The following is a 260-nucleotide window of genomic DNA, read 5'->3' as shown; positions in this document are numbered from 1 at the left end:
TAATGATCCGAATGCGATTCAAGACATTGCGGGCAATGATGCAGCAACACTACCACCAACTTCAGTAAGCAATGGTTCGTGATTCCAGGGGGATACCACAGCACCAACCTTTGTCAATGCGACAGTTGATCCATTGGGTACGACCTTAACGCTGAACTACAATGAAGCGCTTGATCCATTAAATCCACCAGTTGCAGGCGACTTCGCAGTGACTGCGGATGGTCAAGTGGTTGCGATCACGAATGTATTAGTGGTGGGCA

Annotated in this window: 1 pseudogene; it reads left to right on the top strand. The window is 48.5% G+C overall.

The window, feature by feature from the left end:
- Nucleotides 1-103: 103 nt before the first annotated feature.
- Nucleotides 104-260 (top strand): annotated as a pseudogene (locus tag ACINWC743_RS25305) (SwmB domain-containing protein); the annotation flags it as partial.

Origin of the sequence: Acinetobacter sp. WC-743, from assembly GCF_000335555.1 — a bacterium.
GTDB classification, from domain to species: Bacteria; Pseudomonadota; Gammaproteobacteria; order Pseudomonadales; family Moraxellaceae; genus Acinetobacter; species Acinetobacter bereziniae.
The sequence above is the reverse complement of the archived record's forward strand: the minus strand, read 5'-3'. Positions and strand labels throughout refer to the sequence as shown.